Source organism: Thalassoroseus pseudoceratinae (assembly GCF_011634775.1).
Classification (GTDB): domain Bacteria; phylum Planctomycetota; class Planctomycetia; order Planctomycetales; family Planctomycetaceae; genus Thalassoroseus; species Thalassoroseus pseudoceratinae.
This window is the reverse complement of sequence record NZ_JAALXT010000007.1, coordinates 133,229-155,278: the sequence shown is the minus strand read 5'-3', so window position 1 is coordinate 155,278 and position 22,050 is coordinate 133,229. Positions and strand designations below refer to the sequence as shown.

11 protein-coding genes are annotated in these 22,050 nt (G+C 53.8%); 7 read left to right on the top strand and 4 right to left on the bottom strand.

Annotation, left to right across the window (positions count from 1 at the left end; translation table 11 throughout):
• The first annotated feature begins 114 nt into the window (after nt 1-114).
• Together G6R38_RS23215 and G6R38_RS23210 are read left to right on the top strand one after the other, a co-directional pair.
• Complete coding sequence (locus tag G6R38_RS23215; protein ID WP_166831180.1) at nt 115-1,164, top strand: CobW family GTP-binding protein; 1,050 nt, start codon at nt 115-117, stop codon at nt 1,162-1,164.
• 840 nt (nt 1,165-2,004) lie between these two features.
• Nucleotides 2,005-3,477 (top strand): protein adenylyltransferase SelO, encoded by a 1,473-nt coding sequence (locus G6R38_RS23210; RefSeq protein ID WP_390881464.1) that lies wholly within the window; start codon nt 2,005-2,007, stop codon nt 3,475-3,477.
• A gap of 205 nt (nt 3,478-3,682) precedes the next feature.
• On the opposite strand, the gene G6R38_RS23205 is transcribed toward G6R38_RS23210, so the two are convergent.
• Nucleotides 3,683-4,672: an aldo/keto reductase gene (locus G6R38_RS23205; protein WP_166831178.1), complete on the bottom strand. Its 990-nt coding sequence runs from the start codon at nt 4,670-4,672 to the stop codon at nt 3,683-3,685.
• Nucleotides 4,673-5,373: 701 nt separating this feature from the next.
• On the opposite strand from G6R38_RS23205, the gene G6R38_RS23200 reads away from it, so the two are divergent.
• From G6R38_RS23200 to G6R38_RS23185, 4 genes are all read left to right on the top strand, one after another.
• Nucleotides 5,374-8,883 carry a protein kinase domain-containing protein gene (locus tag G6R38_RS23200; protein WP_166831177.1) on the top strand — a complete coding sequence of 1,170 codons (3,510 nt, stop codon included), beginning with the start codon at nt 5,374-5,376 and terminating at the stop codon, nt 8,881-8,883.
• 185 nt (nt 8,884-9,068) lie between these two features.
• Nucleotides 9,069-9,503, top strand: coding sequence for a hypothetical protein (locus G6R38_RS23195; RefSeq protein WP_166831176.1), 435 nt, complete (start codon nt 9,069-9,071; stop codon nt 9,501-9,503).
• A gap of 80 nt (nt 9,504-9,583) precedes the next feature.
• Nucleotides 9,584-10,087 carry a hypothetical protein gene (locus G6R38_RS23190; RefSeq protein WP_166831175.1) on the top strand — a complete coding sequence of 168 codons (504 nt, stop codon included), beginning with the start codon at nt 9,584-9,586 and terminating at the stop codon, nt 10,085-10,087.
• Between the two features lie 54 nt (nt 10,088-10,141).
• The gene (locus tag G6R38_RS23185) at nt 10,142-10,609 is read left to right on the top strand and encodes a hypothetical protein (RefSeq protein ID WP_166831174.1); all 468 of its coding nucleotides are present in this window, start codon (nt 10,142-10,144) and stop codon (nt 10,607-10,609) included.
• An 81-nt stretch (nt 10,610-10,690) separates the two neighbouring features.
• Here G6R38_RS23185 and G6R38_RS23180 read toward each other — a convergent pair whose 3' ends face one another.
• Together G6R38_RS23180 and G6R38_RS23175 are read right to left on the bottom strand one after the other, a co-directional pair.
• Entirely contained in the window at nt 10,691-12,157 is a 1,467-nt protein-coding gene (locus G6R38_RS23180; protein WP_166831173.1) for a DUF1501 domain-containing protein, read from the bottom strand.
• 11 nt (nt 12,158-12,168) lie between these two features.
• Nucleotides 12,169-15,465 carry a DUF1553 domain-containing protein gene (locus G6R38_RS23175; protein WP_166831172.1) on the bottom strand — a complete coding sequence of 1,099 codons (3,297 nt, stop codon included), beginning with the start codon at nt 15,463-15,465 and terminating at the stop codon, nt 12,169-12,171.
• 416 nt (nt 15,466-15,881) lie between these two features.
• On the opposite strand from G6R38_RS23175, the gene G6R38_RS23170 reads away from it, so the two are divergent.
• Nucleotides 15,882-18,458 carry a DUF4838 domain-containing protein gene (locus tag G6R38_RS23170; RefSeq protein ID WP_166831171.1) on the top strand — a complete coding sequence of 859 codons (2,577 nt, stop codon included), beginning with the start codon at nt 15,882-15,884 and terminating at the stop codon, nt 18,456-18,458.
• Nucleotides 18,459-18,692: 234 nt separating this feature from the next.
• Here the strand turns inward: G6R38_RS23170 and G6R38_RS23165 are convergent, their stop codons facing one another.
• Nucleotides 18,693-22,049, bottom strand: coding sequence for a WD40 repeat domain-containing serine/threonine-protein kinase (locus G6R38_RS23165; protein WP_166831170.1), 3,357 nt, complete (start codon nt 22,047-22,049; stop codon nt 18,693-18,695).
• Nucleotide 22,050 lies beyond the last annotated feature (1 nt).

Sequence of the window (22,050 nt, the reverse complement as noted above, 5' to 3'; positions counted from 1 at the left end):
ACTTCGGTCAATAAGTATGATTTTAGAGATCATGCCACCACCTGTTTGAGAACCGAGATTCTTGCCATGATTTAAACGTAACGTGGCGTGACTGGCAGGAGAGGTTGATAGAAAATGACTAGGAACAAGGGAGCACGAATTCCGCTCAATATGATTGTGGGGTTTCTCGGTTCCGGGAAGACAACCGCTATCAAAAAGTTGATCGACCATCGTCCGGAGGGAGAAAAATGGTCGATTCTCATCAACGAATTTGGGATGGTTTCTATCGATCAAGCGATGGTGGATTCCCGTCGGGATGGAATCGCTGTCGAGGAATTGGGAGGCGGTTGTGCGTGCTGCACGTTAGCGTTTGTATTTGAACCGTTGCTCGCGCGGTTCATTCGTCGCACGAAGCCTACCCGTCTCATCCTGGAACCCTCGGGCTTAAGTCATCCTGCCAAAGTTGTTGACATCCTTCGCAGCCCGAAGTTTGCTGATTCGATTGAACTCCGTAATATCATTTGCCTGATTGATCCTAAAGATTTTGAAGACGTGCGGTGGCGGGACTCGGCCGTCTTTCAAGATCAAGTGCAATTGGCAGATATCGTTGTTTTGAACTGGATGGATCAACGTGATCGTGCGTTGATCGACCGCTGTCACGAATGGGTCGAGAGCTTTCGGCCACCAAAACAGTTAGTCGTAGAAACGAGCTTCGGTGTGATTGATCCCGATCTGCTGGATCGAAAGTTTAATACGATCCGTTTCCCGATGTTTGCCGACGCCCATCAGTTGCCGGAACCCATTCCAACGGAACTTCCAGTTCTACATTCAACCTCCGACGACGATCACGCGGCACATGACCATCAGGTACCGGCGCCAGGCCGCCCCCTCCGCTTTCAAAATGACGACTCTCGTTATGACGCGTGCGGATGGATCTTTCATGTCGATGACATTTTTGACCGGGATGAGCTGCTTGATCTACTGGGATATGTCCACCCGATTGTCCGTTTGAAAGGTGTCTTTCGTTGTCAGGACGACTGGTGGACAATCAATCGGGCGAAGGACTTGACCAGTTATGCACCATCGGCCTATCGACGCGACAGTCGACTCGAAATTATCCTAGACCGCAAGACCCCGGGCTGGAACGAATTTGAAGGCAAGATTCTTGAATGCTTGCAAAAATAGACGATCTGGCACATTCCTGCGGTCGTCTCGTAGCCAGCTGTTGTCGTTGCTCCACAGCGAAGATCGAATCTGGACGTCTCAGCGAAAAGGATGTGTTCCCAACTCAGACCAGAACCTTTGGCTGACAAGGCATTTGGACGTTTCGATCCGCGCAACGGTCCGAAAACTCCCCGATCAGAACTCGAATCAAGCATTCAGCAAACGCGTTACGCGCCGCGAAAATGTAGCAACGTGGAGTTGATCTGGACAATATTCCCCCAATTCTGCTGGATTACAACCGGTTCTCGAGAACCCGCGAAATCGTGATCTGATCGAGTTTGTTGACGTTTTCGGTTCGCCGCAAGCAGTTCGCTCATACTGATCGTCCGCCAGGACTAACGCAACGTTCGGCGGCGGTTCCTCCGCGGCCGCTCCGGTTTTTCCCAAGCAAACTGATAGGACCAGTGTCACAATGGTTAGTACGGGTGCCGTTATTCTATGTCGTAATGCCGTTGCGAATTCTCTCGAAGGGCGTTGTTTCCAGAATGGCGTGGGCCGACCTCCGATCGAGCAGCGTTCCGAATGACGTGAGATGTGGAGAATCGAGTATTCGGTGATCGCCGTCCGAGTTCAACTTCGATTGCCTGGTCGGGGAGGAAACGGCTGCCGCTTCCACGGGTTTGATTCGACTGGGCGATGAAGTTCGCTTTTCATCCAACGGTATCGCCGCTCAGAAAAACTCGCATAATGGAGAGGCAGACGGCTGTAGACTTCTTGGCGATGTCGTCGTGACGGAACGGCAGCGGTCTTTGGACCACGCTTGTGCCTTTTTCAGAAACTCTGTTGGAATTCGCTGTGCAGATAATTGATTTCGAGAATACCTACGCGGATCGGTTGCCCGGTTTCTTCGTTTCCGGCTCCCCAGCAGAGGCTTCCTCGCCGGTCTTGCTCCAATTCAATCGTGGTCTTGCAGACGAACTCGGGCTGAATACGACGGAACTCGATTCGGAACGATTGGCGGGTATTTTCTCAGGCAACGAACTGCCAGCCGGGACCCAGCCGTTGGCGCAGGCTTATGCGGGGCATCAGTTCGGTCACTTCGTTCCACAATTGGGGGATGGGCGAGCTTTGCTGTTGGGTGAGGTGGTTGATCGTCATGGGAAGAGACGGGACATCGCACTCAAAGGCTCTGGACCGACGGCGTTCGCTCGTGGCGGCGACGGCAATGCAGCCATAGGCCCGGTGCTCCGAGAGTATTCGATGGGGGAAGCGATGCACGCCTTGGGAGTTCCGACGACCCGCGCTCTGGCTGCGGTCGGAACTGGCGAAGTTGTCAGACGCGAACAGCCACTCCCCGGTGCGGTGCTGACACGCGTTGCGGCCAGTCACATCCGCGTGGGGACTTTTCAGTTCTTTGCCGCGCGTCGCAGGTTTGACCAAGTTCGTATGCTCGCCGATTACGTTATCGAACGTCACGATCCGCATCTTGCCGACGACAGCGAACGTTACCTGTTGTTGCTTCGATCAGTGGCCGAGCGACAGGCCACTTTGATTGCCAAGTGGATGCTTGTCGGGTTCATCCATGGTGTGATGAATACGGACAATATGGCGATCTCCGGGGAAACAATCGATTATGGGCCGTGTGCGTTCGTGGAATCGTATCGTCCGAGTGCCGTCTTTAGTTCGATTGATACCGTTGGACGGTACGCCTTAGGAAATCAACCGGCGATTGCCCGTTGGAACCTAGCTCGCTTGGCTGAAACTTTATTGCCCCTCATTGACGAGCACGATCTGGATCGAGCCGAGTCGAAAGCTATGGAGGTCATCAATGACTTTCCGTCGATCTATGAGATGCGGTGGTTATCTGGGGTTCGGGCCAAACTTGGTCTGGAAGCGATGGCGGGTAACGATGAGAAAGATCGCTCGCTCGCTCAGGATTGGCTCGAACTCCTGGAACAACATCATGTTGATTTCACGCTCGGCTGGCGGCGATTGGTTGATGTTGTTGAGGGGCGTCCCGAGTCACTGAAAGCCCTGTTCCCGTCTCCGGATGCGGTGGATTCGTGGCTTGAGCGTTGGCGGCAGCGTCTCGATCTGCAGCAATCATCGGAAATCGCAACCACCATGCGTGCGGCGAACCCAATCTATATCCCTCGCAACCATCTTGTGGAGGAAGCACTCGTGGCCGCTTCGGATCACGCCGATCTGGCTCCATTCGAACGGCTACTGGATGTCATCACGCATCCATTTGAGGAGCGAGCAGGACTTGAACGCTATGCCCAACCGGCTCCACGCGAGTTTACTGATTGCTACAAGACCTTCTGCGGCACCTAAGAGTCTGACCGTCGTGCCGTGTTAGTCACCCAGGCCTACACCTACCATGACGATTCAAGTTCAAACAGATCCCCCTGGTCTGGATCAATTCAATACGGATCCACAACACCAGTTTCGACAACGACTTGCTCCCGCTATGCAGAAGTGACACCGTTTGAATGGGTAGTGCATGCGACTGGCGAACTGTGAACAACGCCCGAATGCGTTAGCGATTGATCATTTTCTGGGCGGCTTCCGGATAGCGGTCCCCGTGGGCGGTCAATTCGGCTAACGCATCTTCAATTTCGCGGAGTTCGTCTGCGGAAAGTTCGACGTCCGCCGCCGCGATATTCTCCTGCAACCGATGCAGCTTTGTGGTTCCCGGAATTGGCACGATCCAGGGATTCTGAGCCAACAACCAAGCCAACGCCACCTGAGCGGTTGTCGCTTGTTTTCGATCTGCAATTTTCTTCAGCAACTCGACAAAGACTAAATTTGCTTTGCGATTCTCGGCGGAGAGTCGTGGGACTTTGTTTCGGAAGTCTGTGCTGTCGAAGTGAGTGGTCTCGTCCATTTTTCCGGTCAAGTACCCTTTTCCCAGTGGACTGAACGGCACGAATCCAATGCCGAGTTCCTTGAGGGTAGGCAGGATTTGTTCTTCCGGCTCACGCCACCACAGCGAATATTCACTCTGTAGGGCGGTGACCGGTTGAACCGCATGGGCTCGCCGAATGACTTCGACACCGGCTTCAGAAAGACCGAAGTAACGCACCTTTCCCGCTTCAATCAGTTCTTGGACGGCTCCTGCGACATCCTCGATCGGAACATTGGGATCGACGCGATGTTGGTACAACAGATCAATGTGGTCCGTCTGTAGTCGTCGCAGTGAGGCGTCCGTTACCTCTCGGATGTGTTGTGGCTGACTGTTGAGTCCCGACTGCGTCCCGTTCTCGTCAATCTCAAATCCGAACTTCGTGGCGATCACGACTTGATCCCGAACCGGAGCCAGGGCTTTGCCGACCAACTCTTCGTTTATGTAAGCCCCATAGACTTCGGCCGTATCGAAAAATGTGACCCCAAGATCAACAGCCGCTCGGATGAGATTAATGCCGGTTTCATCATCCACAGGTGGACCGTATCCAAAGTTCAGCCCCATACAGCCAAGCCCCAAAGCCGAAACTTCCAAACCGCTATTTCCCAGTGTTCGCGTTTTCATCGTAAGATATCCCGAGTTGGCAAACGATTGTTGTTTAAGAATGCAGGTCGTTCATAATTGCGAGGATATCATACGGTTCCCGGTGGTCCCACGGTATGAGGAACGCCAACGAACATCGAACAATCCTCCAAACAAATTCTCAACGACGATCGTGCTCAAAAACGTCTCATTGGCTCCCCACCAGAACCGGGATGTAGCTGGCATACAAATATGACGTGCCTTCTACAGATGTTACTAGGAACATCACCCCGGCGATGGCGAACGGTAACTCACGGTGCCGGTGGGATTCTCAGGCGAAAGCAAGAATTACGGCTGCTGGTTTCTAGCGGTCTTGGGGGGAGGTCATTCCAAGGATCTAAGGTCGAGTCCAATTTTTTTCAGATTTTCATTACGTTGCGGACGTACATCGGTTATCGTTGCATCCACATCGGCTTTGGGAGATGTGAAGCCTTGTTGTTGGCTTCGGATTTTGCCTTGCTATTGAGGAATTGAATTGCGGAATCCCCATGCGCGCGTTGACTGCATGCGATCGAATTTATGAATTGCTTCGACGTCACACATCTTCGCACTTCGACAGCTAACGCAGTTGACTATTGGTCGTCACGGGTTCTGCCTAATGGGGACCACCGAACACTAGCTTTTAGCGTCCATCACGGACACAGAAGACTGTAAACTGGTCTACGACCGTTGGATATCGGAATATGAGCGTTTGCCTGACAGTCACAGTGATCGAGCGTTTTCTGGCCGGTGATGTTTCGGAAGAGGAAGAGGATCGGATTGCTAGTCATCTTGCCGAGTGTGAGTCGTGTTGCCGCATGATGGATGCGGCGGCTGGCCACGAAACGCTGGAACGAGAACTTCGGAACTCCCGCGATCACAAGGCTAGCAAGACCTCAAATTCCGGCCTGCTGCCGATCTTGATAGAACAGCTGAAACAGATCGGTCCTCTCGATGAGCCTTCGCGACTGCCAATCAAGCGACATCACGAGCGTCAAAGAGAAGTCGCACCCAATTTCAGTTCGCAGATTTCCGCTCCGATTGATCTCTTATCCAAGCATGGTTTAGCAGTCCCCCGGTCTCTTCAAGAGTATACCCGAGACGCAGTGGACGCAAAGCAGAACTCAGTCAATGACCTGTCGGCGGGCCAGTTAGGACGGTTCCACTTAATTAAGCAATTGGGCACTGGTGGTTTTGGGGTAGTCTGGCTGGCGAAGGATGAGCTTCTTGATCGCGTCGTCGCGCTCAAAATTCCCCGTTTGCCATCCGTGCTTGATCCGGATCAAAAACGGAGATTCATTAGCGAATCGCGGGCAACCGCCTCTCTGCATCATCCCAATATCATTCCTGTGTTCGAAGCTGGCGAGTACGCGGGCTTTCCGTACATCGCATCCGCCTACTGTTCCGGACCAACACTCAGGGAGTGGATGGCGGAGCAGCCGAAGACCGTTGAACCAACTTTGGCAGCTAGTATTGTGCGGCGGTTGGCCGAAGCTGTGGACCACGCTCACGAATCCGGTATTCTTCATCGCGATATCAAGCCGGCCAATGTGCTACTCGACTTGTCACACGCCTCGGGCGATTTGGCTTGGACTCCCATGCTGACGGATTTCGGCCTTGCCCGTGTCGTCAATGCCGACCTCTCGCTAACCGCAAGCAGCCAGTTGGCCGGAACACCAAATTATATGGCGCCCGAGCAGGCAATCGGGGCATCGGAATCTGTTGGGCCTGCGGCGGATGTTTACTCACTCGGCGTGATTCTCTACGAACTTCTGGTCGGACGCCGACCGATTGAAGGCAACACGGTCGCGGAAATCATTTGTCGTCTCACAACAGTCACTCCCACTCCTCTCCGCCGTCTCCAACCATCGATACCACGCGACCTCGAAGCGGTTTGTTTGCATTGTCTCGAGAAATCGCCCGAGATGCGGTACCAATCGGCAAGTGAATTGGCTGATGACCTACACCGCTTTCTGGAGGACCGACCGACACAGGTTCGCCCCCTCTCGGTGACGACGAAATTCGCACGCTGGGCGCGAAGGAATCCCATTTTCGGGATCAGCTTCGCGATCGCGTTTTTGGCCCTCGTCACCATTCTTGTGGGGCTGAGTGTCCATGCGGCACAACTTTCGAAACTCAATCACCGATTAACCGAAAGCTCCAGTGCGACCGAACTCGCAAGAAAAATGGCCGTCGCGAATGGCGAACGAGCTCAGCTGTTGCTTTACGCTTCGGATATGAGACTTGCTGCACAGGCTCTCGAAGAGGAAGAACCCGGCGAAGCCCGGCGAATCTTGGAACGTCATCTGCCTCACATCAGTCTGGCTGACATCCGCGGGCCAGAATGGTTCATGCTGCATCAGAAAACCAAAATGGGTGGAGAGCTCATCGACGATGTCGGACGGGCCCTCTACCACATCGTGCTTTCGCCGGATGAATCACAGTTAGTCACAGCAGGTGAAGATGGCATCATTCGGTTCTATCAAACACTCACGAGTCGGCCCCTGTTCGAGATTGATTCACAACAGGGCGAGGTCAACGGACTCGCCTTCTTCGCCGACGGACAACGCCTAGTGTCTTCGGGCGACGACGGAACGATTCGGATTTGGGACATCCCTAGTCGAAATCTGGATCGTTTGATTCGTGCCCATGATGGCTTGGCCTTTGGAGTTGCCGTCACGCCCGATGGCCGTCTCGTTGTCTCATGCGGAACTGATGGATTTGTTCGGATATGGGATGCGGCGACCGGCATTAAACAGAAGGAATTCGGCGGCTACAAAAGAGGTGTCGAAGACCTTGCCATTTCACCAGACGGTCATTGGCTAGCCGCAGGGTGTCAAGACGGTTTCACCCGAATATACAATCTCGGCACGGGGACCGTTTGGTTTGAACATCAAGGCGAAGCGAAGATTTCATCTGTGACATTCTCACGCGATTCCCGAAACGTGGCGATCGCGTACTTGGAAGGCCCCATTGGTTTTCGAGTCTGGAACCTGTCCTCGCGACTTTGGGCGATTGAGCAAAACAGCCAATCTGGATTCTGTGAACTGGGTTTCAATCCTCAAGGAACACGAATTCTATTGTTAGATAGTTTTGGGACCGCGCGGATCCGGAAATTCATATCGACCGCGAATGAGCCGGCCCCCGATCGTGTGGAATACGTTTGGTATATTGGGAACTCAAAGGCCCGTGGAACGTTCACTGAGAACGGGCGGTACGTTTTCACCGCCAATCGTCACGGGCAGATTCATCGATGGAAGATCGACCGATTCGAACGCGAGCTTCACTATCGACCACTTCTCTCCAGCGTCTCGAATCCTGACCTCAACGACTTTGCATCCACAGCGGATGGAACGCTGGTCTTAGCCGGTTCGGATTCTCTGGAGAGTCATGTCTTGATGGAGGACATCAATTCCACGCTCCCCATTGAAACACACAGTACCGAGTCAAGAACGTGGGAATCTGTCGACGTGACGCAGCACGGCCGCCACATCGCAGCAGCAGGTCGCGACAGCGAAGGGTTGAGTGAGATCCGAGTCTGGGACCGTCTTGCTTCGGCGGAGACTGTCTTAGTCCGATCTCAACAACCATGTCGGTTCAGTGAGATTCGGCTCTCCCCCGATGGACGTCACCTCGCGGTCGTTCAAGTCTGTCGTGATGACGCAGAACCCTCGAAAAAGAAGACACAGTTACTTGTCTTCGAGGTCGACAATGGTGAATTGATCTATTCCGCTATCGCGAAGCCCAAAACTCAAATGGTTTTTTCTTCGGACGGGGCATCGATGATTTTCGGGGTCGGGCGTCGGCTTCACTTCCTTGATCTGGCATCCTTTGCCGTCGAGACACACGAAGTATCGCAGGGACCATCTGTTAGAAAAGTGGCTATCAGCAAGACGGGCAAGTGGCTTGCCACGACCAACAATGAACGGGAAATCCAGTTATGGAATTTGAAAAACGGTTTCAAGTTGCACGCCACCTGTCATGGGCACCGAGGAGCGATCCAAGAACTTGTGTTCTCGCCCGATGAGAAAACGTTGTTCTCCGTTTCCCTTGACGGGACCTTGCGTGGTTGGCACGTTGGTCTTGGGCATCAGTTAGGAGTATTACTTCGGAGAAGCAAGGGGATCCTTGGCGTGGAATGCTTGCCGAATGGTAGCCTCATACTCCGAGACGAAAACAATTTCCTCGTGTTTACCGAACCCACGCCGAACTAATTACACGCAGACGACAACTACCGAAATTCCAGTTGAACGATGTCAACCGTGCATGTTGTAACCCCAAGAACGGACGAGCAATTTGAACTCGGTTCGCCAAACTCAGCTTCGATTCGTAGAGTTGGATCTGACAGATTAGTCGAGACTACTTCGGTATGACAAGTTCAAAATCGATCGTTACATTCATGTTCGTCCTGTCAGTGGCATTCGGGGCCGATGTCGCAGCTGAAGAACTTCGGTCTGTGAGCTACGAGCTGACTCACTACACTCTCGAGCGATACTTCATCCCGGACGATCAAGACGCAACTACGCTGGTTCTGGCAACCCGGGTCGTTGTTTACGAGGGCACCGGGCAGCAGAAAATGCGGCTCACCATGAGTTTCCATCCGGCCTTCAATCACTACCGAGAAGCGAAGGCGACGCATGTCGAAAAGCCGCATCCTCAATCGTCTTTCTTCGTGCTCAGTGCACCAGTGACATTTGCCGACCAATATCTCACTCTATTGAGCACCGGGAAATTGAAGCGAGTCGAAGGAACCTACGACAAGTCTCGACCGCAAGGCAGTAGCACAATCACATTCGCGACCACAAAATTTCGATTGCTCCTCGAAGGCAAGTAGGTTTTGTAGATGATCTTCGGCGACTAATTCCAAATACTAAACTCATTGGCACCGTCTGTTTGTTTGATGATTGCAAACTGATGAATCACAAGATCGCTATGACACATTCGATAGTATGGTTAACGTCTGCAATGTTTCTCTTGTTGGGAACTTGCAGCTCATTCGGTGAAGAACTGCGAACAGCGGGCTACGATCTCACGCATTACACAATCGAACGCAGGTTTACGACCGGAGGTGAACCGCACGAATCAAACCTTGCCCCGGTTACAAAGATTGCAGTGTACTCTAGTGACAACATCGTTCGTATTAACATGGATTTCAATCCGGCTTTCAGCGACTACAAGCAACCGAGCATCACCTATCTTGAGAGGAGAGGAAGCAACGGTATTGACACAAGCTTTTTCTTTTTCAATGCTCCCGTTGAGTATGCAGATCAATATCTAACTCTCTTGAGCACGGGCAAAATCAAGCGGGTGGATGGCACATACGATGCGACGAAGCCTCGAGGTTCTAACCCAAAAAACTTCGTTGCGACCAAGTTCCGAGTCTTGTTTGAAAGCAAGCAAGAGAAAACACAAGATTGAAAGTATTTTTTGTTTCTGCGGCTGTGTTCGTGAGTTGCGATAAAGGTCAAAAAGATGGGCAACCTTTTCCGAAGGTTATCAATTGTGGGCTTGTTGTTGGTGGGGATGGTTTGTAACTCGTTTGGCGAAGAGCTTCGTTCGGCAGGCTACCTCGTTTCAAGATATACCATTGATCGCCGCTTTGATCCGGATGAGCAGCCGGGAAAACTGAAGATAGCGCCCACGACCAGAATGTTAGTCTATGAAGCCTCTGGGAAGTTGCGGCTTGCCATGCACTTCTATCCAGACTTCGATGATTCCAACCAAGCAAACGTGACTTATGTCGAGAAACTTGGCAGTGGTGTCGATACAGGGTTTTTCATTCTCAGCGCTCCCGTGAAATTCGCTGACTCGTATTCAACATTGCTGAAGGCAGGGAAGATCAAAAGGATTGATGGAACCTACGATAAATCCCAGCCGCAAGGAAACAGCACGATCAGGTATGCGACCACAAAATTCCGACTGCTACTCGAAAGTGAGTAGCCACTCATTTCTCGTGTGGATCAGTCGCGTGTTGCCGTTCGATTTCGTGGTCGTTGAGGCATCGCATTGGCTGTTGTCCGATTAGCTCATGATTTCGTCAATCGGTTTGCCGTAGTCGATCTCCAGACGTTTGTGACCGGGGACTTCGAGCCGACGGGAATCCAGGCCCAATTGGTGAAGCACGGTTGCGTGCAAGTCCGTAACATAATGGCGATTCTCAGTGGCATGAAAACCCAACTCGTCGGTTTTGCCATGGACGACTCCCCGCTTGATGCCACCTCCCGCGAGCCAGACCGAGAAACCATAAGGATGATGATCTCGGCCGTCAGAGCGTTCCGCGCCTGGTGTGCGACCGAATTCGGTCCCCCACACCACAAGCGTCTCATCCAAAAGGCCCCGCTGCTTCAAATCCTGCAATAGGCCCGCGATGGGGCGATCGACTTGCTTGATTCGTGTGGAATGGTTCGACTTCAATTTGCTGTGGGCGTCCCAGCCATCATGATAGAGTTGCACGAACCGTACGCCCCGTTCGACCAATCGTCTGGCAGTCAGGCACATTTGCCCGAACGATTTGGTGGTCGGTTGATCTATGCCGTAGAGCCGCTCGGTCGATTGAGTTTCCTGTTGAAGTTTCATCACTTCCGGCACGGCCAATTGCATCCGTGCGGCCAATTCGTAGGACTTGACTCGAGCGCGAAGGGACGAGTCTTCCGGGTGCTCAAGGGCGGTCTGCCGGTTTAATTTGCGGAGCAAATCGAGTTGTTGGCGACGCTCTTCAAGATAAATGTCTGAACCGGGCGTGCCAAATGGGAGTGGATTTTTCGGGTCGATTTGCAGCTTGACTCCGGCGTGTTCCGGTCCGAGGTAATCGGCCCCGTGAGAACCGACACCTCCGCAACAATCGCCGGGAGGCGGGCCGAGGGCGATGAATTGCGGTAGGTTATCGTTGAGGCTTCCCAGAGCATGGTGGACCCAAGCGCCGATCGAAGGGCGAAGTCCGTCGAAAATATGTCGGCCCGTATGAAACTGAAGCTGAGCCGCGTGATCGTTGTCCGTCGTCCACATCGAGCGAACGATCGCAAGATCATCGACGCAGTCTCCCAGATGCTCCCACCAATCGCTGACTTCGATTCCGCTCTCGCCGCGTTTTCGATAACCGACCTGCATCGGATATATTTTGGGCATCAAGTCTCTCGGAACCCCCGCGAAGTCCCGCACGTTCTTACGGTAAAACGGGCTTTCCGTGATGGCCTTGCCATGGGGCGACTCGTCGAAGGTCTTTCCGGCGTGCTTGTTGAGTTCGGGCTTGGGATCAAAACTTTCCATGTGGCTGGTTCCGCCAATCATGAACAGCCAGATCACGCGTTTGACCTTGGGCGGAAAATGCGGTTCCCCTAACGATTGGGGGGAATCCGAGTTTGCTAGTCCCTCACGAGCGAGCAGAGATGATAGGGCCAATCCTGTCACCCCCAGTCCACATTGCGAGAGAAACCCGCGGCGGTCGAGGTGGTTCAATGACAGGGAATCGAAATTCGTCGATTGGCTCATGGCACTTCTCTTTAACGAATCGTGAGAAACTCGTTGTGATTGAACAGCGTATGAATGAGGCTTTCCCGGGCCCGTTGCTTCGGATCGCTTGACGCGGGGATAGTTACCTGGACGGCTGCCTTTGGAAACGCGGTCAATTTTTTCCGATCTCGCAACAGTGTCGAGGACTCATCAAGAAACGCCAAACAGACAGTGACTTCCTCTGGCTTGGGGGCTCTGGAAAGAATTGTCTCGAACGCCAACTCGATGAATCGACTCTCGAACTGTGGGTTTTCCTCTTCGTTGATAGCATCCCGAATTTTGCCCGCCAGAATTCGCGAGAGATCAATCGCAAGCGGCCCGTTCATCAACGCGAGGGCTTGTTGGGGAATCACGCTCTCTCGTCGGCGGTAACATTCATCCGGATTGGCTTGATCGAATAGTGAGAGCATTTGCATTTGGTTGTCGGGCGTCGTGCGGAAGTAGAGGCTCCGCCTTTTCATCGTCTGTCCCTGGTTTTCGTCGATGTCTGGGCCACCCATCGTGACGTCAAGTTCGCCCGAGATCGCGAGTAGACTGTCACGAACGACTTCGGCTTCCATGCGACGAGCATTCGCTCGCCAGAGAAATTTGTTTTGGGGATCACGCTCGTGGTTCAGGCTATTCCGGCCTTTGGCTGATGAAAGCCGATAAGTCTGCGACAGCACAATCAACTTGTGCAGCGGTTTCATTTTCCAGCCGCCCTCGACGAGTTGGTTAGCCAACCAGTCCAGCAGGAGAGGATGAGACGGCGTTTTCCCCGAGAGTCCGAAATTGTCCACGCTCGGAACCAAGGCTTCGCCGAAATGCCGCAGCCAAATGTGATTGACCGCCACGCGAGCCGTCCGCGGATGATCGGGACGGGTTAACCATCGAGCCAAAGCTAACCGGCGTCCCGTACTTTCTTGCGGAAATTTCGGCTGGAATTGAGTGTAAGCCCCATCGGCGTTTTCAAAATTCGTTTGGGCTTGTTCGAGTTTCGTGTTCGCATTTTGGGTTTTCTGTTGATTCGCTTCAGTGCCGGCCAGCGACTGTTGACGTTGTGCGTTCGCGGCTTCGATCTGGGCAGCGATGAGCAATATCTGCAATTCCTCGCGATGAGCTTTCCGAGCCGCTGCGGACGCATCCCCCTGGTCGACTCCGAGTCGGAACCGTTCAGCAACGATCTGACTTTGCTGGAAAGTGGCTTTGGCCTCGGCGAGATCAATCGACAAGTCTGCGATTCGCAATTGGTGCTCTGCCGCCGCGATGGCTGACTTCAAATCGTCGGCCGAGGGAATGACCGGCGAAACCTCCAAGCTGTCAATTTCCACAGAACCCTGGTGAACCCAGATCGCAAACTTTCCAGGGTTGCGTTCCAACGGCAGGCGATATTCCAGTTTGAGTTCGCCGTTCAGCTTGATCGTGAGTTGCGTCTCACGAACTTCAAATTCCAGGTCGATCCAGTCATTCACTTGGATCTCAGCGGGTTTGATGGCCTCGGGCGGATAAATTTGTTTTCCGTTCTGACGATGAAAAGCCTGCACACTACCGGCGGGTTGGCTGTCGGAACGAGCCGTGTAAACATCCTGCGAATCGCGGCCGGAATTCTGATAGTCAAAACTCCAACCCACGGACCGGTAGGTTCCAGGTTTCAATTTTCGATAACGAACTTTGGCGACGAAATTGCGGGGATGATCCTGAGCGGAAACGAGCGTGGCAAAACTGGTCACCTGAGATTGCAAGAGTTTCCCATCACGTACAGCCCATTGCCCACTGACGACCTTCCATCTGTTGAGATCAAGTGTTGAGAAATCTTCCTGAAGAAAGGGCGTCATTTGGGATTCGACATCGCTCTTTTCCAGCTGAGCCAGCTGGTTGTTGAGGCTATTGAGTTCTTTGCCGGTTTCGTCGCGTTTCTTCTGAGCCTGATCGATGGCTTTCGAACCGTCTTCGTACGCTAATTCCTGTGCCTGTTGGCTTAACTGCGGGAGATAGCTTTCCGCGGGCAACTTGATCGGCTGAATGAGAAGCCCTTCTCTGCCCAAAGACATCGGCACCTGCGGGACGAGCGGTTGTGACTTATCAGGGTTTCGGTCGTCTCCTCGCAAGAACAGATAAGTGGGTTTGTCGGGTGATTCGTCGAACGCCCGTGAAAGACCGTCTGCGAGCACCTCGTCTTTTCCATCGTCGATTTCGGTCTTGCGATTGGTCCCGATCGGATCGGTGCGGAACCCATGAGGTTCGAAAAACGCACGATACTCGTAGTACTCTTTCTGGGTGAAGGGGTCATATTTGTGATCGTGGCAACGGCAACACTGTAGAGTCGCGGCTAGAAATCCACGCCCGGTCTGCTCAACCGTTTCGAACAGCCAAGCGTTCTTGTCGAACTTGTACCAGTTGCGTCCCAAAAACCCGGTGGCAGCCAACACATCGACATCCGTCGGAGCGATTTCGTCACCGGCCAGCATTTCGACCAGCATTTGGTCGTAACCCTTGTCGGCATTCAGGGAATTGATGATCCAATCCCGCCATCGCCAGATGTGCCGTTGACCGTAGCGGATCTCATTGCTGGGGCGTCGCCCATACCAATCGCTGTATCGCCAGACATCCATCCAATGGCGTCCCCAGCGTTCGCCATATTGAGGACTAGCCAATAGCTCATCCACAACCGCTTCATAAGCCTTGTCGCTAGGGTCAGCAGTGAAGCGAGCGAGTTGTTCTCGCGTTGGCGGATACCCCACGAGATCCAAATAAACTCGGCGGAGCAGTACCTCGGGCGGAGCCAGCGATTGAGGAGTGAGTCCTTGTTCTTTGCGTTTCGCATCGACGAAGACGTCAATCGGATTATGCGACCCCTCACCGCGAGACTCTTTCGGGATCGCCACTTTCTTCAATGGTTGATACGACCAATACGTCGCCGGGTCCGCTTGTGGCTGTTCGTTCTCAGGAGCGATTGCACCCTCATTGATCCAGCGAATGATCAGGTCCCGTTCCTCCGCAGACAGGGGGTGACCATCTCCCTCGGGAGGCATCTGAAAACCGGCGTCGCCGGTCAAAACATCCACGAGGAAACTCTCGTCAGCTTTGCCGGGGACAATGGCTGAGCCACTCGCGCCGCCACGAACCATCGCCGCAGCGGTATCTAAACGAAGTTCCCCGCTCTGCTTGAGGACGCCATGGCAGGAGAAGCAGTGCTCTTTGAAAAGCGGTTTGATCTCCTGCAGGTAATCAACCTTCGCCTCGGCGAAGAGCGGATTGCCCAGTTGAAGGAAAATGACCACCAACGTGAATCGAACGCAGCAATTCATAGCGAGCCCTTCACGGAACTTCTTGAAACGCATTTCTCACATTAATATTCGTTGATCCATTGATCAAGAGAGGACTCTTCACGACTGCCGAATTCCCAAGATGCGAAACACGTGTGCCGAGAACTCGACGACAGCCGCCCGTTCCTGGGATACGGAAGTCGCGAGAAATCCAAGAAGCCCAACGTGCGGCGATGGATCGACGCAGATGCATCAGGAGGGCTTGGTTGGGTTGAGGAAAAGTCGCGTGCTCACGTTACATCGAGTTGTTTCCGAGGTAGCATGGAAAGCCACGTTTCGATTCCGTTTCTCCGCGTTCATACCGTTGGCCATCCCAACTGAGAGACGAGATCCAGTGACGGTGTTTCGGCCAAGAGCATCGCAAAGCACTCGAGGAAATCGTACCGAAAGCCAATCGCATGACTGTTAGAAAATTAATGCATCGAGTTGGTCGAGCTTGGAAGTTCTTGAGTTTGGTCATGATCCTGCTGCTATCAGGAAACGCGATATCGGCCGAGTCCCCGCCGAGAATCTCATTGGTGGCCAACGGGCAAGCCCGGATGCCGGTGGTTGTAAGTCCCGATGCCCAATCAGACGTTCGTCTAGCAGCGGAGGAGTTAACAGACTATCTCAGCCGCATCGGTGACGCAAAATTTCGAATGGAGGACCGCGACGCTGCGGAGGAACCTCCTCGAAAACGCAAAGGAATTTATGTCGGTCTGAGCACACATTTTTCCGACCTTCCGTTCTCGGTGAAATGGAAGACGGACGGAGTTACTCGCGATCAATATCTCATGCGAACGACGCCGAACGGTCTCTATTTACTGGGCACGACACCGGCGGCCGTGCAGTGTGCCGTCTGGGACTTTTTGCATCGTCAAGGCTATCGGCTGTTCTTTCTGACTGACACCTGGGAAGTCGTGCCACATCGATCGGAAATAACTGTGGCCCTCAATGTTGTCGAGCAGCCGGACTATGTGACTCGGCAAGCCCCGCGAGGTGCTCCGTGGTCGGATCGGGAATTGTGGAAACGTTGGCACATTCGCAACCGAATGAATTCGTCATTCACGCTCAACACCGGCCACGCTTACGGGGGGATCGTTCGACGGAACAAAAAGACGTTCGCCGAACATCCGGAGTATTTCGCGTTGGTGGATGGTGAGCGACGCACCGGAGCGAACGCCAAATTCTGTATTAGCAACGCCGAACTCCGACAGCTTGTCGTTGATGACGCCATCCGAGAAATGAAGACCCGCCCCGATCAAGACAGTCTTTCGATGGACCCCTCCGACGGCGGTGGCTGGTGTGAATGTGACCAATGTCGTGCGATGGGAAGTGTGAGCGATCGGGCACTGACGCTAGCCAATGATGTCGCCGTGGCGATCAACAAGCTTGATCTGGGGGAAAAGTACGTCGGCATGTATGCCTATAATGATCATAGTCCGCCACCAAATATCTCGGCTGATCCGCATGTCATCATCAGTGTCGCCACGGCGTTCATTCGTGGTGGCTATTCGGTCGAGGAACTTGTATCGGGTTGGCAAGCTCGGGATGCAATTCTCGGCATCCGAGATTATCACGATGTCTTCGCCTGGAGCCACGATCGACCACGGAAAGCCCGTGGTGGCAATCTTGAATATCTGACCCGCACGATTCCGTGGTTCTATGAACACGGTGCGCGTTTTATGAATTCGGAAAACATGGATAGCTGGGGGGCAAACGGTTTAGGTTACTGGCTCACACCGCAACTCCTTTGGGATGTCGACAATGCGAAGCGAGTGGATGTTTTGATTGAGGACTTCCTCGACAACGCATTTGGCAAAGCGAAAGAACCCATGCGGAAGTTTTACGAGCTGGTCAATCAAGATCAAAAGGCGATTCGGTCGCATGAGGATGTCGTCGCGCGGATGTATCGCCACCTGGAACAAGCGTACGAATTGACGGATGACTCGCGGGTTCACGCTCGTCTGGATGATCTGATTCTCTATACACGATATCTGGAACTTTACGGCCAATACCGCAATGCGGAAGGCCAGCAGAGACAACAGGGATTTGAGCAGGTCTGGCGACACGCCTGGCGGATGCGGGATCGAATGATGCTTTCAACGGTGGCCCTTTGTAATCGGGATCGTTTTCGTGATCGCACCGTCAAAGTCCCCCTAGATCCGAGTTCATGGAAAGATGATCAATCGTTCGAAAGTGACGAGATCGCAGTCATTCTCACCAAAGGAATCGAAGCGAACGAGCCGACGGTTCTCGATTTTGAAGCCAAGGAGTTTAGTCAGGATCTTGTCCCGGCTTCACGCCTGAATTTACCGCCAGTCACGCCTGGTCGACTCGACGAGCGAAGTCGAGGTCGACAGCAACTCTATACCTGGTTTGACGACGACCATCGCCAGATAGAACTCAATGTGACGGGTGGTTTGATCAAGCACTATCGGGATCGGGGCCACGTGAAATTTTGGCTCTATTCGCAAAAGGAAGCCACGCTCGATCCGGTCGACCAGGATGACAGTGTGCCACCAGATGGGCAGCAGCGTCGCATCGTATTGAAGAGCCCCTATGACGGACTTCATTGGTTGGAATGGACCGATGGAAGCGACAAAACCCAGGTGACCTTCGCGAAGGAGATGCCACGCACTATTCGCTCAACCTTGGAAGACCCCATGCGACTCGGCGGACGTTGGGATCTTTATTTCTATGTGCCGCATGGCACGAAAGTCGTTGGCGGTTATACGGATTCAACGAGGGGAACTCTTCTCGATGGAGATCAAAACGTTGTGTTTGATTTTGCTTCGATGGAGGCAGCCGGATACTTTCGAGTCGCAGTCCCTAAGGGGCAGAGCGGAAAACTGTGGAAGTTCAACGATTCGCGGGGCAGTCGAATGTTGATGACCGTTCCGCCCTACTTGGCAACAAGCGTCGAAACCTTGCTGTTGCCACGCGAGGTTATCGAGTCAGACGGTCGTCCCGTCACGACGGATGTCGAAAACTGAGTAAGATAGGAATCTCTTGGCTCACTACGCATTCCAGTTGGAATCTACGAGTTAAAGTCGAGACTCGATCAATTGGGGGGTGAATACGTTTCCAACGCCCCGAGTTCTTCGATGAACCCTCGGCGTTTCGTGAGCCAACTTCGGTTTTCCATAACGGATTGTCGAACTATTGCCCATTATCCGAAGTGCATTTTACGGGCATTGGTCTGAGCAGTTCCGACGGTGCGGTCATGTTTATCGAGGGAGTGCGGATGCTTTTTCGTTACGCTGCCCTTCCAACATGTGGATTTGCAGTCGATCGTCGATGATCGACATCCAGTGGTTGTCTGGTGAGAATATCACTTGCGCGGGAAGACTGTCTGTTTGATACACCTGACCCATGACTCGTAGCGTTGCCGCCTGGAACAAGTAAACCTCACCTTCTTCAGTGGAGGTGGCGATCGTCAAGCCATCCGGCGACCAGGCCAATGCCGTGGCCGTTGTCGGCAATGATTCAAAGCGGTGGACCAACGCGCCAGTTGTGGTGTCCCAGAGTGAGAGGCTGCGATCGGCTCCCGTGACAGCGACTTGGCTTCCGTCTGGGGATTCGGCAACAGCGCGGATCGTGTCTCGGTGAGCGCGGATGCGATGAATCGGCTTCCAATTTTGACAATCGACGGCAACGAGCGAATTCGTCTGTTTTTCGGCAAGCCACAAACGATCGCCACGTGACATGGACGAAATAGCATCGCAAGGTGAGAAGCGATCCTGCAAATCACCGGTGTTCAAATCCAGTGTCTGTAATTTACCGTGTCGGCGAAGAATGAGAGCCGTATCCGAATTCGGCATCAGTCGTACCGCTCGAATATAGTCCTTGGCGTCACCCGCTACGATCGTGCGGACTTTTTGCCCCCGTGCGAGCACATGGACCAGGTTTGGATCTTCAACGACGACGATCAAACTTTCGTCGGGCCGGGCATCGCAGGAGACGGGTACACCGCCATCCGTCGTGATGACATTTTCGGAAACCCGCGTTGTGAGATTTCGGCGAACGAGTTCGTTCGATGAGCAGATCAGAATCTCTCCGTTGTCTAGGCAGACGCTGGGAAACATTCTGATTATGTATTTTTTCGGCAGACCACCGAAACGGATGACATCCGGTTCGACATGATGAGTGTTCCATTGATCCACGCGACCGGACCTAGACGCCGTGACGAACGTTTTGCCGCTAGGTTCTGCCGCTAGCCCGTAGATGCGGTCGCCGTCCGCCTGCCAGGCGGTGACGACTTCGATTCCGTACCCTTCGTTCCCAGTCGAGCATTTCAACAGGCTAACGGTTCCGCCACGGTCACTGATGAGCATGTGATCTTGGTCAACCATGGCGACCTGCTGGATTCCGTCCGGTCGGTCAAATTGGGCCCGTTTGCGAGCATAAGTTACGTCACATAGACGAACAACTCCGTCGATCGAACCGATGAGAAAATGCTCGCCATCGCTTAGAAACGCAACGCAAGTCAGAGGAAGGAGGCCGCAATCCCGTGTCAGTTGTACTGTGTGCGTTTCTAAGTTCCATATGGCAAAGGTATTGTCCCGGCTGACCGTCACGAGCCAGCGACCGTCGGGGGAAATCGCTAATGCTTCCACCCGTCGATTGTGGTGTCCGCTAAGCACGCTGCGTCTTGTCCGCGTGTGGGGATCCCAAATCTGAACATCTGGGGCGTCGCCGCACGCCGCCAGCGATTTTCCATCCGGCGTGAACGCTACGCCGTACACGGGACGCGCGTCGAACACGTTCAGCGTGGCGTCCTCGGTTAACTTCGTATCCGAACCGGCGAGGTTGAAGTCCGGCAGTGTCCACAGCCGCACTGTTCCATCGTCACCGGCTGTGGCCAAAATCGGTAACTTTGGGTGGAAGGCGATGGAGTTCACTTCTTTCTGCCGACTGTCTGTTTCGCTAACGATCTTCCCCGTTTCTGGGTCATAAAAACGCACGAAACCGTCTGCCCCGCAGACTGCACACCATCGGCCGTCGGGCGACCATTGGACGAAATAGTTAGGCCGATCCAATCGGTCGAAGGTTTGTAACGGCTGCGGTGTGACGCGGCTAAGGTACCGCCACAAGAAACACCGGACGTCACGGCTTCCGTTTTGCGGAATGTGGTTTTTAAGTAGATCGGCGACCTGCCGCACATCGTTTCGCTGCCGCGCTTCGACCGCGAGCCGCATGTCGGCCGCGTAACTTAATTGTCGCATGCGATCGGCCGTCGATTGCTCCCGTTGTCGCAACGATTCAGCCGTCGCAAGTGCCGATTCAAGTTCCAGATTACGATTCGACAATCGCGAATTGAGATCGTCAATGGCGTTCACATGGATGAGAAGTCCGGCGACACCGACAACCACGCAAAGACTTAGCAAAGCCAGAATCATGGCCAGCAATTGATTCCGGTGCGCCCATCGCACGATGCGTTCGAGTCGACCGGCGGGTCGGGCTTTGATCGGTTTGCCGTTGAGGAACCGACGCAAATCCTCGGCGACATCAGCAGCTGATGCGTAACGAGCACGTGGTTCCTTGCGAAGACATTTCAGGCAGATGGTGGTCAGATCGCGTGGCACCGCCGGATTGAGCAATCGCGGATCCGGTGGTTCCGTTTCGTGGACAAGCCGCAATGTCTGGGCGGTGCTTGCGGTTCGAAACGGCGGCCGACCGGTCAGTACGGCGTAGAGAATCGCTCCTAAACCGTAGATGTCGGTCGCTGATCCCACCTCACGTTCACCGCTCGCTTGTTCCGGCGACAGATAGCTGGGCGTGCCGATGACTTGGCCAGTGAGAGTCAGATCATCGCGACCGCCGAGGATTTTCGCCAGCCCAAAGTCGGCAACGTGCGGCTGATCTCGTTCGTCCAGGAGAACATTCGACGGCTTCAGGTCACGATGCAGGACATCATTGTTGTGAGCGGCTTGAATTCCCGCCGCGACTTTGGCCAAGATGTCCGCCGCTTGTTGGGCCTCCAGCGGACCGTCGTCAATGACTTCTTGCAATGTGCGACCTTCAATAAACTCCATTTCGAGATAAGGCCGCCCATTCAACTGCCCTGCTCCGTAGACCGTAACGATTGCTGGATGTCGTAACTTGGCCAGCGCTCGCGCCTCGATTTGAAATCGATTGCGGTGTTCTTCCGAGGCCCAGTCTCCCAACAACACGACCTTCAATGCGACGATGCGGTCGAGCGAAACCTGCCGTGCCTTGTAAACCGCTCCCATTCCACCGCAGGCGATCACATCCAGCAATTCGAATGTCGGAGCCAATTCATTCGGTGAGAGCCAGAGTTCCGCGGCAGGGGGAACAGGTCGGTTCGCCTGCGTTCGCCACTGGGAGTCGTCAACGGTGATGTCATCGACGTTGCAAGTTGGAATTCGGGCCGAGCGGTTATATGGACTGCTGATGGCTTCCTGCGTTGCTAAGTAATCCCGTAATTCGTCAGCGATGTCGGAATATGTCGAGAGGAATTGTGCCGGTTCCAGCGGTTCGCCGCGATCCTCGGCTTGCAACCATTCGAGAACCGCTTGTTCCAGCCGTTGCGAGCGGTCGTCGGGGGCAACAGAATCGCACATC